8 protein-coding genes are annotated in these 15,226 nt (G+C 31.7%); all 8 read left to right on the forward strand.

Features of this window, described 5'->3' with window-relative positions; genetic code table 11:
* The first annotated feature begins 46 nt into the window (after window positions 1-46).
* The 8 genes from P2G10_RS00660 (at window position 47) to P2G10_RS00695 (ending at window position 14,964) form a co-directional block, all read left to right on the forward strand.
* Window positions 47-943: an ABC transporter ATP-binding protein gene (locus P2G10_RS00660; protein ID WP_275314795.1), complete on the forward strand. Its 897-nt coding sequence runs from the start codon at window positions 47-49 to the stop codon at window positions 941-943.
* A 10-nt stretch (window positions 944-953) separates the two neighbouring features.
* Window positions 954-1,802, forward strand: coding sequence for an ABC transporter permease (locus tag P2G10_RS00665; protein WP_275314797.1), 849 nt, complete (start codon window positions 954-956; stop codon window positions 1,800-1,802).
* A 51-nt stretch (window positions 1,803-1,853) separates the two neighbouring features.
* Window positions 1,854-6,377, forward strand: coding sequence for a T9SS type B sorting domain-containing protein (locus P2G10_RS00670; protein ID WP_275314798.1), 4,524 nt, complete (start codon window positions 1,854-1,856; stop codon window positions 6,375-6,377).
* 61 nt (window positions 6,378-6,438) lie between these two features.
* Window positions 6,439-9,189, forward strand: a complete 2,751-nt coding sequence (locus P2G10_RS00675) for a T9SS type B sorting domain-containing protein (protein WP_275314799.1) — start codon at window positions 6,439-6,441, stop codon at window positions 9,187-9,189.
* 124 nt (window positions 9,190-9,313) lie between these two features.
* Window positions 9,314-9,838 carry a hypothetical protein gene (locus tag P2G10_RS00680; RefSeq protein ID WP_275314800.1) on the forward strand — a complete coding sequence of 175 codons (525 nt, stop codon included), beginning with the start codon at window positions 9,314-9,316 and terminating at the stop codon, window positions 9,836-9,838.
* Between the two features lie 81 nt (window positions 9,839-9,919).
* On the forward strand, window positions 9,920-12,136 hold the full coding sequence (locus P2G10_RS00685) for a T9SS type B sorting domain-containing protein (protein WP_275314802.1): 2,217 nt from the start codon (window positions 9,920-9,922) through the stop codon (window positions 12,134-12,136).
* Window positions 12,137-12,204: 68 nt separating this feature from the next.
* Window positions 12,205-14,193: an excinuclease ABC subunit UvrB gene (gene uvrB / locus P2G10_RS00690; RefSeq protein WP_275314804.1), complete on the forward strand. Its 1,989-nt coding sequence runs from the start codon at window positions 12,205-12,207 to the stop codon at window positions 14,191-14,193.
* 189 nt (window positions 14,194-14,382) lie between these two features.
* Window positions 14,383-14,964, forward strand: coding sequence for a hypothetical protein (locus tag P2G10_RS00695; RefSeq protein WP_275314806.1), 582 nt, complete (start codon window positions 14,383-14,385; stop codon window positions 14,962-14,964).
* The last annotated feature ends 262 nt before the right edge of the window (window positions 14,965-15,226 follow it).

Genomic DNA, 15,226 nt, shown 5'->3' on the forward strand with positions numbered 1-15,226 from the left:
ATTTTAGTTAGTCGTCGAATACACATAATCAACAAAACCGAAAAACTTGGAAACAATTTTATCAATAAAAAACCTCGATAAAAAATACGGAAAAGTCCACGCGGTAAACAACCTTTCTTTTGATATTAAAAAAGGAAATGTTTACGGAATCTTAGGGCCTAACGGAAGTGGAAAATCAACTACTTTAGGTATTATTTTAAATGTAGTTAACGAAAACTCTGGTAGTTTTAGTTGGTTTGATGGAAAGCTATCTACTCATGAAGCTTTAAAAAAAGTAGGTGCCATTATTGAACGCCCTAATTTTTACCCATACATGACAGCTGTTCAGAACTTACAATTAATTTGTAAAATCAAAGGAGTTTCAGCCGATAAAATTGATGAAAAATTAAAAGTAGTTAACCTCTTCGAAAGAAAAGACAGTAAATTTAAAACCTACTCTTTAGGTATGAAACAGCGTTTAGCAATTGCTTCTGCTTTGTTAAATGATCCTGAAATATTAATTTTAGATGAACCTACTAATGGATTAGACCCACAAGGAATTCATGAAATTCGTCAAATAATTAAAGATATTGCCAAAAACGGAACTACAATTTTACTTGCATCTCACCTACTCGACGAAGTTGAAAAGGTTTGTACACATGTTCTTATTATAAGGAACGGAGTAAAACTGTATAGTGGTAGCGTTGACAATATGGTTGTTTCAAACGGAGTTATAGAAGTTAAAACAGATGATGATATAGATAAACTAGTAAATGTTTTAAAAAACTATTACGAAATAGCAACAGTTGATGTTGAAGGTGATTTAGTAACTGCTCGTTTAGAAAATGAAATTTCTGCTTCGCAATTAAACAAACACTTATACGAAAACGGAGTAATTGTTTCCCACTTAGTTAAGCGAAAACTAAGCTTAGAACAACAATTTTTAGATTTAACAAATAACTAATTCAACAAACATGCAACGTCTTTTATATATAGAATTCCATAAACTTAAATACAGTAGAGCTAGTAAAGTTCTATCAATCATATATTTTGCTTTATTAACTTCAATCGCCTTAATTGCAGCTATTAAATTTGATATTGGTCCAATTAAATTTCATTTAGCAGATCAAGGCATTTTTAACTTTCCTTACATATGGCATTTTAATACTTATATGGCAGCCACTTTTAAATTCTTTTTACTACTTGTAATTGTTTCTATGATGGCTAATGAATACAGTTATAAAACATTAAAACAAAACTTAATTGATGGTTTAAGCAAAAAAGAATTCATTCTTTCAAAATTCTACACCGTTATAGCATTTGCTTTTATCTCAACTATTTTTGTTTTCGTTACCTCGTTAATATTAGGCGCTATTTACTCTGACTTCAATGAGTTATCTATTATTTTTTCTGACTTAAACTACCTTCTTGCTTTTTTTATTAAACTAGTTGGTTTCTTTTCTTTTGGCCTATTCTTAGGTATATTAATTAAACGATCAGCATTTGCTGTTGCAGCAATGGTGGTATGGTTAATTATAGAAAGTATTTTTAAAGGTTATTTATATTGGACTTTTAAAGACCTAAAAACAAGTACTGAGGAAGCGGTTAATTCAGTAATGCAATTTTTCCCTTTAGAAGCTATGGCTAACCTGATAAAAGAACCATTTACGAGGTTAGGAGCTGTTAAATCGGTTGCCAATCAAATAGGTGAAAACTTTACTAAAGACTACTCTGTAAATTACATTAACATTGTTATAGTTTTAATTTGGACGCTTATTTTTATCTATGCTTCATTTTTATTGTTAAAAAAACGAGATTTATAGAGGGTATTCAGTAGTTTAGCTGTTCTATTTTCAGTAAGAAAACACCTAAGAATGAAAAAACTACTATTCTCTATATTTTTTTTAATTACGATTTCTGCTTTTAGTCAAAAAGAAGCCAATTTTTGGTATTTTGGTGCCAATGCTGCTTTAGATTTTAACTCAGGTTCTCCAATACCTGTAGCTAATAGCGAACTTAATACAGTAGAAGGATGCTCGTCTTTTTCAAATTCAAAAGGTGAATTACTTTTTTATGTTGGTGCCCCAAATCCGGATGCAAGAAATTTAACTATATGGAATAAAGATAATAACCCAATGCCTTTTTCTGACACTCTTTCTGGCGGACAAACACTAAAAGGAGATTCATCTAGTTCACAATCAGCTCTTACTATTCCTGCTCCAAAAAAAGATGATGTTTATTATCTTTTCACTGTAGGATCTACAATAGGAAGTGTTGGTGAAAATGGTTTTTGGTATTATACTGTTGACATGACAAAAAATGGTGGACTTGGTGATATTACAGATGGTCCAACGGAACTTCATACAAGTATTTTAAAAGATCAGTGGAGCGAAAAAGTGACAGCTGTAAGAGCAGATGCATGTAATACGTATTGGGTAATTTCTTTTGCTACTAACAACACTTTTTTCGCCTATAAAGTTGATGAAAATGGTGTAGATATTAACAATCCTGTTGTTTCAAATATCAACGGTTTATTTGCTAATGACCCAAGAGGTTATTTAAAAGTATCTCCAGACGGCACCAAGCTCGTTTTGGCTAATATGAGAGAAGGAGCTTTTTTATTCGATTTTGATGATGTTACAGGTAAAGTATCTAATTTTAACAATGAAGCAACTCCACAATCATTAAACACTAACTTTGAAAATGCATACGGAGTTGAATTTTCAACTTCTAGTAGAAGGCTATATCTTTCTACAGGTGAATTTAATGGTGCTAACGAAAATCTTTTTCAGTACGATATAACACAACCAACATTAACAGATGTTAATACTTCTAGATATACAGTTCACACATATTTCAACACAAGAGGTGCACTTCAACTAGGCCCTGATAGTAAAATATATTGGACTAGTGATAAAAGCACAAAGATAAGTGTTGTAAACAATCCTGAAGAGCTAGGAGCTGCTTGTAACTATTCTCATCAATCGGTTGATTTAGGTGGAGCTTTTGCTACACAAGGTTTACCTCCTTTTTTATCTTCATTATTACTTCCTATCGAAATTACAGATGCTGCAACAGGTAAAATTCTTAATAATCAAACAGAGCAAAACTGTGTTGGTGAAGACTTAAGTGTTTCTCCTGAAGATGTTGTTGCTCAGGCCGGATCTGTAATAACATATGAGTGGTTTTACAATACTAACACAACTCCGATATTTACAACAAAAGACCTTAACCTGACTAATTTAGCAGTATCAAATGCAGGTGATTACAAATTAAAAGTATCACTTACCGATGTTTGTGGCGATACAACAATATTAGAAGGTATTTTTAAACTAGAAGTTTACGAAGCTACTTCTGCTGCACAACCAACTAATGTTTTCTTTTGTGATATTGATAATGATGGCTTTAATACTTTCGATTTACAAAATGACGTAACTCCCGAAGTTTTAAATGGTCAGGACCCAGCTGTTTTTGAAGTAAAATATTTTTTATCTGAAACTGATGCTGACGCTAATATAAATGAACTTACAAATCCGTATACAAATCCAACTGCATTTAACAATCAAACTATTTATGCAAGAATGCACAATATAACTGCACCAAATGCGTGTTATGATATAAAAAAATTCACTTTAGCTGTCACAGGAAACCCCACTCCACAAACCCCTACAAATTATGAACAATGTGATGACACTTCAATAGGAACGGATACTGATGGGTTTATTTCTACCTTTTTATTAAACACAAAAGATGCTGAAATTCTAGGATCTCTAGATCCTGCCGTTTACGAAATATCGTATCATACAACTTTATTTGGTGCTCAAACCGATAAAAATACTGATGTAATAGATAAAAACAGTCCATACAGAAATACTTCAGCTAACTCTCAGCTAATTTATGTTCGAATTGAAAACATCAATAATACTGCTTGTAATGACACTTCTAAGTCGTTTAATTTAATTGTTGATCCACTTCCTGTTATTGCAAATAATATTGTAACCTTAAGACAGTGCGATACAGATGCCGATTTAATAACTACAGTGAATTTAACTTTAGCTGAAAAAAGTATTTCTACAAACTATACAAACGAAACTTATAAATACTACCCTACTGAAAACGATGCTATAAATAATACTGCCGAAATAATAAACCAAACAGCTCATCCTGTTACTAATGGTGATACTCTTTGGGTACGAACAATTTCCAATAAAACTTGTTATAGAATTTCAAGGATAGAAATTGTTGTTGGTTTTGCCTCAGATGTTGCTTATACTGAAGAATTTGCTGTTTGTGATGATTTTTTAGATGTTGATGGTAATGACACTATTAACAATAATGATACAGATGGAATTACCTATTTCGACCTTAGCTCTGTTGAAACTGATATTAAAGCTACTTTTCCAGTAGCAAACAGACCTAATTTAGATGTGTTAATTTTTGAAACTATTGCAGATAGAGATGCAATAACTAACAATATAATAAATACATCAAACTACCGTAATACAAATGTTCCTGCACTAACATCGCAATCTTTGTATGTAAAAATAATCGACAAAACAAATAATGATTGCCAAGGCTTAGGGAGCTTTACAATTTTAGCACAACAACCTCCTGTTAACAATAAAGTTTTAGATTTTAATCTTTGTGATGATTTTGATAGTGGTTCTTTTAACGATGGTCAAAATAATGACATAAATTTAAGGGATCGTGTTAATGATATTTTAGGAGGCTCGCAATCAACTACAGACTTTACCGTTACCTTTCACACCTCAGCAGCAGATGCTAACTCAGGGAATTCACCTATACTAAACGATACTGCCTATACAAATCAAACAAGAGATCTAGAAACCGTTTATGTACGTGTTGTGAACGATATTACTGGTTGTTTTAACGGTCACACCTCTTTTGATATTATTATAAATCCACTACCAACTATTACCAACACAATTCCAGATCTAGAAATTTGTGATATTGCTACAGCAAGTGATGGTGACTCTAGAAACAGACTTGCGCAAGACATTAATTTATCAGAAAGAGATATCGATGTTCTTAACGGTAGAGATGCTAGTTTATTCGACATTACATATCATAGAACTCGTGATAATGCTATTGATGGGGTTTTACCTCTTAACAAAAAAAATTATACGAACGACCCAACTTTTACCAATTTTCCTGCAGATTTATCAGGCGATGATCCTGCTACCGAAATTATTTACATTAGCATTTTAAATACAACGACAAATTGTAGATATGGTATTGCTACTTTACAATTAGTAATATATCCAGAACCTAATATCCCTTTAAGCACAGCCACAAACTATATAGATTGTGATAATGAAACCGATACAAATTCTGATGATGCAAACGGAGTTAACGGAGATATTACGCTAAAAAATAAAATCCCTGAAATATTAACAAACTATACCGCTAGTGAGTACAGTAATTTCACTGTTACATTTCATGAAAACTTAGCAGATGTGCAATCTGGGGCTAATGCTTTAAATGATAACAAATATCAAAATACAGTAAACAATCAAACAATATATGTTAGAGTTGTAAATAATAATACCTCATGTGTTCATGATGATTTAACATTTAATATTATAATAAATCCATTACCAGATTTTACTGTTGATACGCCTGTAATTGTTTGTTTAAACAATCCTCAAACAAGGTTAGAACCTATAAATCCTGCTGCAACATATAATTATGAGTGGACGCTGAAAGGAAGTACTACTATTCTTAGCACTGATGCTTTTTACGACGCAACAGTAGGCGGAACTTATATTATATCTGCCACGATGCAAGATGGTACTGGCTGTAAAAGAAACAGAGAAGTCATCGTAAACGAATCTATAAGTCCAACTTTAACAAGCGATGATCTTGTTATTATTGATGACACAAATAATAGTGGATTAGATAATTACTCAATTAAAATAATTACCGAGAATCAAAATTTAGGTATCGGTGATTACGAGTTTGCTATTATTGATGAAAATAATAGTATAACCGGTTTTCAAGACGAGCCTTTATTTAATAATATATTAGGTGGTTTTTATACTGTTTTGGTTAGAGATAAAAATGGGTGTCAGCCAGATGCTGAGTTAGAAATAGCTGTCGTTGAATATCCAAAATTCTTAACTCCAAACGGAGACGGACAAAATGATACTTGGAAAATAAAAGGAGCTAGTTCTAGTTTTTATCCTTCTAGTAATATTACTATTTTTGATAGACACGGTAAAGTAGTTGCTGTTATTTCTATAGATGATAACGGTTGGGACGGAACTTACAACGGCAAATTATTACCATCTAACGATTATTGGTTTAAAACTCAGCTTGTAGATAGAAACGGAAAAAGTTACCAACACCAAGGACACTTTTCTTTATTGAGAAGATAATTAACTAATAAACAGATGTTTTTTTGTAAGTTAGCTAACCGTACTAAAATTATCATTTGCTATGAATAAGTTTTTTACCTTTTTATTGTTATTTTCTTACCTGTTTTGCTTCTCTCAACGAGAAGCTGATAATTGGTATTTTGGAGATAAGGCTGGCTTGCATTTTAACGAGGGTAAATTAGATATTTTAAACAATAGTGAAATGAATACCCATGAGGGCTCTTCATCTATTTCAGACAAAAATGGTAATTTAGTTTTATATACAAACGGACAAACAGTTTGGAATAAGAATCATCAAATAATGATTAATGGTGAAAACTTAATTGGCGAACCAGAAAATGCACAACCCGCTATAATAGTTCCTAAACCTAATAGCGATACTACCTTTTATATTTTTACGACTAGAACTACAGAGTTAAATTCACCTTTACAATACCCAGGTATTTATTTCTCTGAAATAGAAATATCTAGCAGATATCCTTTAGGAAGAGTAAAATATAAAAACATGAGATTAACCCACTCTACTAGTAGTGAAATTACAGCTGTACACCACAAAAACGGAAAAGATATTTGGGTGATAACTTATGGAAGTGAGTCGTATGAAGGTATGAATCATCTTTTTCACGCGTATAAAGTAACAAAAGATGGCGTAGAAAGAGCCCCTGTAAAAACTGAACTTAATACAGGAACAGAAAAAATAATAGGTGAAATGAAAGTCTCCCCTGATGGTAGTAAATTAGCTCTAATTACAAGTTTTTTTATTTATACTTTTAATTTTAATAATACTACAGGAAACTTGTCGTTACACAAAAAATTTACCCTGCAAACAGGTTTTACTTCAGGATATACTGCTTATGGTTTAAGTTTTTCTCCTGATTCTAAAATTTTATACTATCCTTCTATTAGGTATATAGACGGCAATCGAAGTTATAAAATTATGCAATATGATTTTAATAACGATATCTCAGGGTATTTAGGAGATGAAGTATACACTGATACTAATTCACCTATTAGAAGCGCTGCATCTATAGAGTTAGCTTCAGATGGCAAAATTTATGTTGCACAAATAACAATAGTAAACACGGTTGACGAAGAAGGTTATTATAATGGTTTTTACATAATACCCAATAAAACTATTGGTGTTATTAACGAACCAAATAAACTTGGTGAAGATTGTGATTATCAGCATGACGCAATAAATCTAGGAGACGGATTTTCATACAGGGGCTTACCTAATTTTATTCAATCTTATTTTAGAAATAGAATTGTTTCTGAAAATGGATGTATCAGTGATATTTTTGATTTTAGCCTAGACGCATACAGTACTATAACTTCTGCTACCTGGGATTTTGGTGACGGCACTACCTCTTCAGGGCTATCAACTAACCATAAATATACAACACCAGGTAAATACCTTGTAACCGCTTTGGTTACAATGAATGGTACAGTAACCCCTTTCTATAAGGAAGTTATTGTTTACCCATTACCTGAAGTCATTGCTAATCAAGAACTAATCCAATGCGATGCTAATAATGACGGTATCGATTATTTCGATTTAAATGACATTAACAATAAAGTTGTTATAAATACCTCTAGAACAGAATTTGTTTTTTATAAAAATATTTTAGATGCCGAAAATGACGAAAATAAAATTTCAAACCCTGAAAGCTTTTTAAATGAAAGTAATCCTCAAGAACTTTTTGTTAAAGTAATATCTAACAAAGGCTGTTTTAACATTACTAACTTTTTTATTGAATCTAAGTTTGTAAAACTTGATTCTATACCTAATTATTATACTTGTGATAGCAGCGATAAAATAAATAATGATTCTAAAGGAGCTTTTAATTTAAAAAAGAAAAAAGAAGAAATTAAAACTCAATATAATTTAATTAATAAAGAAGAAGTTAGATTTTACCCTTCTTTAATTGAAGCTCAAACCACTTCTAATTTAATTGACATAAGAAAACCTTTTATTTCTTCTTCTACAACAATTTATGTGAGAATAGATACAGATTTGGGATGCGGTGGAATAGAGCCTGTTGAAATTATCGTTAATACAGTACCTATAATTAAAATAAAGGATACTTACACCTTATGCTTCAATCCAAGCTCACAACCACCTATAATATTAGATGGTGGTGTTTCAAATGATCGATTTGAATGGAGAGATCAATCAGGCAATATAATCGCTAGTCAAAGAGAATTTACACTCACAAAAATTGGAGATTTTTCTCTTACTGTTTATAAAGATCAAAACGGTATTGAATGTGCTAACTATCAAGAGTTTTCAGTTATTAACCTAGATCCTCCAATTTTTAACCAAATAGTAGTGGATACTGAAAATGAAAACAACACTATTTTTGTTAATCTTAACGGAAATAGTAGTTATGAATTTTCTCTTGATAATGTAACTTTCTTTAACAACGGATTAAATCACACTTTTAACAATGTTGAACCTGGTGTAAGAACTATTTATGTTAGAGATATTAATAATTGCGAACCTCCTATACAAACAAATGTTGGTGTGATTGGTTTCCCTAAGTTTTTCACACCTAATAATGACGATATAAATGATGTTTGGATTATAAGAGGAGCTACTCCTGAGTTCTTTAAAAAAATTAATATTTCAATTTTTGATCGTTTCGGTAAAATAGTATATACTTTTAATAATCAAAATGCTGACAAAGGTTGGGATGGTACTTTTAACAGCAAAAATCTTCCATCAAATGACTATTGGTTTCATGCAAAACTAACAGATTTAAATGATAAAAAAATAGACAAAAAGGGCCACTTCTCTCTCCGAAAGCAGTAATTATATAAAACACTTTTTATAACAAAACAAAATCCTAATAAATTTCATTAGGGCCTTATATATGTAAAATTTAGTACATAATCAGTTATTTACCTGACAGTCAAACCTAATTCTTTATGTAAATTTGTATAACAAAATAGTAAAGAATGAAAAAAATAGTTTCCCTTTTTTTCTTCTCCTCAACACATCCTTAGCTTTTACTCAACAAGAAGCCAACATATGGTACTTTGGCCGAAATGCTGGTATTGATTTTAGCTCAGGCAATCCTATTGCGCTTACAAATGGGCAATTAAACACTTTTGAAGGATGCTCTTCTATTGCTGATGAAAACGGAAATCTTCTTTTTTATTCTGACGGAGCAACTGTTTGGAATAGAAATCATACAATAATGCCAAACGGAATTGGACTTTTAGGAAATAGCTTAAGCTCTCAATCTGCTTTAATTGTACTAAACCCAACAATACCAAGTATATTTTACCTTTTTACTGTTGATGCTCAAGAAAATAATCTTAACGGAGTAAACTACTCTATTATAAATATGAGTTTAAATGGGGGGAATGGAGATATCACCACAAAAAATATCCCTTTAATCAATTCTGCTACAGAAAAAATAACCGCTGTTATTGGCAAAACTTGTGATAGTTTTTGAGTAATTACTGCCGATACACAACGTTTTTATACTTATGAAGTAACTTCTGCCGGAGTTAACAACACGCCTATTCAATCAAATATGAATACAACTTTAGGCACATTATCTAGTAGAGGTTATTTAAAAATATCGCCCGACGGAACAAAATTAGCAATGGCAGCTGCTAAATCTGGTTCTTTTTTGTATGATTTTAATACCACTACAGGTATCGTTAGCAATGAGCGGAGTTTAGACTTAGATTTTAGTGATGGTTACGGAGTAGAATTTTCAATTTCAGGAAACAAACTTTATATTTCTACAGGAACATCTTCTAACGGTGGGCAAGCAAATCTGTATCAATTTGATGTTTCTAATACTGATATAAATACAATTAACAATTCAAGAGGTAATGCTTTTTACACCTATTCTGGCTCTAGGGCAGCTTTACAAATTGGACCCAACGGAAAAATTTATCATGCTGTAAATAGACAAAATTATTTAGGTGTAATCAACTCGCCTGAAAGTAATAAAAATGCTATAAATTATGTGCATAATGGTGTTAGTTTAAACGGAAGAGAATCCTCTCAAGGCCTTCCTCCTTTCATACAGTCGTACTTTTTACCTACAACTATTTTAAATGCAGACAATGGTGCAATAATTAGTAATGGAAAACAGTTTTTTTGTGCTGGTAGAAATTATCGTTTAAAGGCTGGTAGAATAGAACCTAGCGCAACATATAGTTGGGAGAAAGATGGAAATATTATCGGAACCGATTCTATATTAACAACAAATGACATTAATTTTGGTGACGGAATTTACAACCTCACAATCGAATTAAATAATGCGTGTAACACAACTTTAACTGCGAGCACTGATATTGAATTTGTGCCACAACCAACAATTCAAAATATTCCCATATTTAATCGATGTGATAGTGATACCGATCCTTATGATGGAAGAACAAATTTCGATTTAACAACCCAAGAAGCGCAATTAACAAACAATGCTACGAATGTTAATGTCGATTTTTTTGCGCAGTCCGATATCAACTTTTTAAATCCTTTACCTAAAACAAATTATATAAACCAAACAAATCCAGAAACACTTGTTGTTCGTGTGAGTTTCAATCCGGCAAACAATTCTAATTGTTTTGCTTTAGGCGATATTACCTTAAGCGTTACAAATTCAACAACATCAAACACTAACTTAACCGATGTTTATATCTGTGAAACTGATTTAAATGCCAATAATCCTGATGCTACAAATAGCCAAGGTTCTGGGGAAGGTTTTTATGATTTCTCTTTAAAAATAACCGAGATAACAACACTTAATCCTACAATTACAACAACCACACATTCAATTGATTTTTATAGAACTCTTAACGATGCAAATGCGCAATTAAATGCGATAGTTGCACCTTACGAAGATGATTTATTTACAAACGATTCAGACATTTTTGTACGAATTACACCAATACCTGCTAGCTCTTGTTTTTCGATTACTAGTTTTAAGTTAGTTGTGAATTCGTTACCAAATCCACAAGGAAATTCAATTCCCATTCCTCTTTGTATTAATATTCCAAAAGACACTTTACCAATTGCAACGGTAACTTTAGATGCATCAACAGGTACTGTTTCCGATACGTATCAATGGTATAAAAACGGACTACTAATTACCAATGCAACAAACGCTGTTTATTTAGCTTCCGAAGAAGGAATATATAAAGTTGAAGCCTATTCAACAAATACACTTTTAGAAAATTATTGCGTGGGATATAACACATTTACCGTAACTACATCAAGCAAAGCTTTTATTGTTAATATTAATACGACGGATGATACTTTAAATGATAATAGCATTACAATTACGGTAACAGGCGAAGGAGATTATGAATATGCTTTAAATGATTCTAATAATTTTATTGATGGAATAACTAATTTTAGTCATACATTTTCGAATTTAGAAGTTGGAATCTATACCATACAGATAAGAGATAAAAATGGTTGCGGAACAACTTATTCTGATGAAATACCTATTATATTCTTTCAGAAACATTGTACGCCTAACGAAGACGGAATTTATGATACTTGGAAAATATTAGGTGTTGATAATGATTTTTTTCAGTCGGTTACCGTAAATATTTATGATCGTTACGGCAAAAGAATTGCGGTAATACCCAGTAAAGATCACCGAGGTTGGGGAGGAATTTATAATGGCAAAAAACTACCTTCTACAGATTATTGGTACGATGCTATGCTACTTGATAAAAATGGAAAAATCCGTAGAAAAAAAAGTCATTTTTCGTTGTTAAGAAAATAATAGTTACCGCGTAAATTACTTCTAAATCATCAATAGTATATCAATAAAACTATCCGTATTTTTGTTGTATGGACTTTGAATTACACTCAGATTTTAAACCTACAGGCGATCAGCCTACAGCAATAAAACAATTAGTAAACGGATTAAATACCAACGAGAAACACCAAACATTATTGGGTGTTACTGGTTCTGGTAAAACCTTTACGGTTGCCAATGTTGTTGCCGAAGTAAACCGACCTACCTTGGTATTGGCACACAACAAAACTTTGGCAGCTCAATTATATTCTGAGTTTAAGCAATTTTTTCCGAACAATGCTGTAGAGTATTTTGTTTCTTATTATGATTACTATCAACCAGAAGCCTATATTCCTGTTACAGGTACTTTTATCGAAAAAGATTTATCTATAAATGATGAAATAGAACGCTTGCGAATTAGCACTTCCTCTTCCCTACTTTCTGGTCGTAGAGATATTATTGTAATTGCATCTGTTTCTTGTTTGTATGGTATCGGAAATCCGAATGAGTTTAAGAAAAATGTAATTCCGATTGAAGTAGATCAGCAAATTTCGCGCACAAAATTCTTACATCAATTGGTTACCAGTTTGTATTCTAGAACTGAAATAGAGATAAAAAGCGGAACTTTTAAAGTAAAAGGTGATGTTGTTACTATTTATCCGTCGTACGGTGATAGCGGTTATCGTGTGCATTTTTTTGGTGATGAAATTGAAGAAATTGAAACTTTTAATATAGAGAACAATCAAGTAATTGAAAAACTAACCGAACTAACCATTTACCCTGCAAACTTATTTGTTACCTCGCCTGATGTATTGCAAAATGCGATTCATAAAATACAGGAAGACATGGTAAAACAGGTAGATTATTTTAAAGAAATAGGTAAACATCTAGAAGCTAAACGATTGTTAGAACGTACCGAATTCGATTTAGAAATGATTCGTGAATTAGGTTACTGCTCGGGTATCGAAAACTATTCTCGTTATTTAGATGGTAGAGATCCTGGTACGCGCCCGTTCTGTTTATTAGACTATTTTCCTGAGGATTATTTAATGGTTATTGATGAAAGCCACGTTACCATTCCGCAAACACACGCCATGTATGGTGGTGATAGAAGTAGAAAGGAAAACTTGGTAGAATATGGATTCCGTTTACCTGCTGCGATGGATAACCGTCCGTTAAAGTTTGACGAATTTGAATTGTTACAAAATCAAGTTATTTACGTTTCTGCAACTCCTGCTGATTATGAATTACAAAAAACCGAAGGTGTTTTTGTAGAGCAAGTAATTCGCCCTACCGGATTATTAGATCCTGTAATAGAAGTGCGTCCAAGTTTGAATCAGATTGATGATTTAATTGAAGAGATTCAAATTCGTGTAGAAAAAGATGAACGTACTTTGGTTACCACTTTAACCAAAAGAATGGCTGAAGAATTGGCTAAATATTTAACCAGAATACAGGTTCGTTGTCGTTATATACATTCGGATGTTGATACCTTAGAGCGTGTACAAATAATGCAAGATTTACGTAAAGGAATATTTGATGTTTTAATTGGTGTAAACTTACTTCGTGAGGGATTAGATTTACCCGAAGTATCATTAGTTGCTATTTTAGATGCTGATAAAGAAGGTTTTTTACGTAGCCACAGATCTATTACACAAACTGTTGGTAGAGCAGCAAGAAATGTAAACGGACTCGCAATTTTATATGCCGATAAAGTTACCAATAGTATGCAACGCACCATGGATGAAACCGATCGTAGGCGTGAAAAACAGATTAATTACAATACTAAAAACGGAATTACACCAACGCAAATTAATAAGAAATTAGACAATACGCTTTCTAAAGATACCACAGCAACATATCAGTATGATAACGCAATACAAAAAGCTGCAGAACAAGATTTACAATATTTACCTAAAGAAGAAATAGAGAAACGTATTCGTGCCAAACGTAAACAAATGGAAGAAGCTGCCAAAGGTTTAGATTTTATGGTTGCCGCGCAATTACGTGATGAAATTGCTGTTTTAAGGAAAAATTTGTAGAAATATTTGGGTTGATTATTAAAGTTAAAACAAGTAACTTCGTTATTGATTGATATCCTTCCTGGAAATAATGGGTATCTAAACATTATGAAAAACATCGTGCTTTTATTTATATTTTTATTATTAAACACTAATTGTTTTTCACAACAATTGGACACATTGCAATTTAAAAGCTACTACAAAATTTCATTGGCAGGAAAACCTCAAAAGGTTGAACTTATTAAACTAAATGACAATAGCTTTAAAGGATATATTGTAACCGAGCTCGATTACTCAAATAGAAAAGTAAGGTTTACAAAAAATAGAACATGGAGGTCAATTAAAAAATTTATATATAACGTAACTGAATTTCTAAGAAAAAAAGAAATTGAGAGAGAAATAGTCGATACTGCCTATATAAATTCAAAATTAGCAGAAAAGTTATTTTTAAAAATAAAAGAAAAAAATATCAATGAGATTAAAGATTGCAGGATAGAGAACAATTGCACAACTTTTTTAGATAGTGATTACACTAGCTTTAAAATTAAAGATCACGGTATTTATAGAACATATGGATTTGAAGAATTACACCCAGCTAAAAAGGAAAAACATTTAGAAGCTGAACCTAAAAATAGAATTGAAGCTCAAGAGATTTTAACATATCTTGACAAAGAATTAAGCCTTGATAAAAAATTTTATAGTACAATTAAAAGATTACCTGAAGGTTCGTACTCATATTTTAGTGGTTATTCTACAATATCAATGAACAGTCCGAAAAAAAAACAACCCTAAATAACGAATAAAAATAATAAGCATATGAGTGCTTACCCCAATAGACAAAGCACTTTTTCAAAGTCGCCAAGTTTTTAAATTTGACTTGTTTTCATCCAAATAGTAGCCGCCTTTTTTTCGCATTACTATTCCTATACAAACCCGACAACGAAACCTAAAAATAACAAACAGAAAAAACCTTATTTTAAAAAGTGAGAGTTTTCATATATAGTTAACTTAAAACTAATTCTTCAATTTTTTCCCTAGTGATTAAGAACTATAA

Origin of the sequence: Tenacibaculum bernardetii, from assembly GCF_029125915.1 — a bacterium.
In the GTDB taxonomy this organism is placed as follows: domain Bacteria; phylum Bacteroidota; class Bacteroidia; order Flavobacteriales; family Flavobacteriaceae; genus Polaribacter; species Polaribacter bernardetii.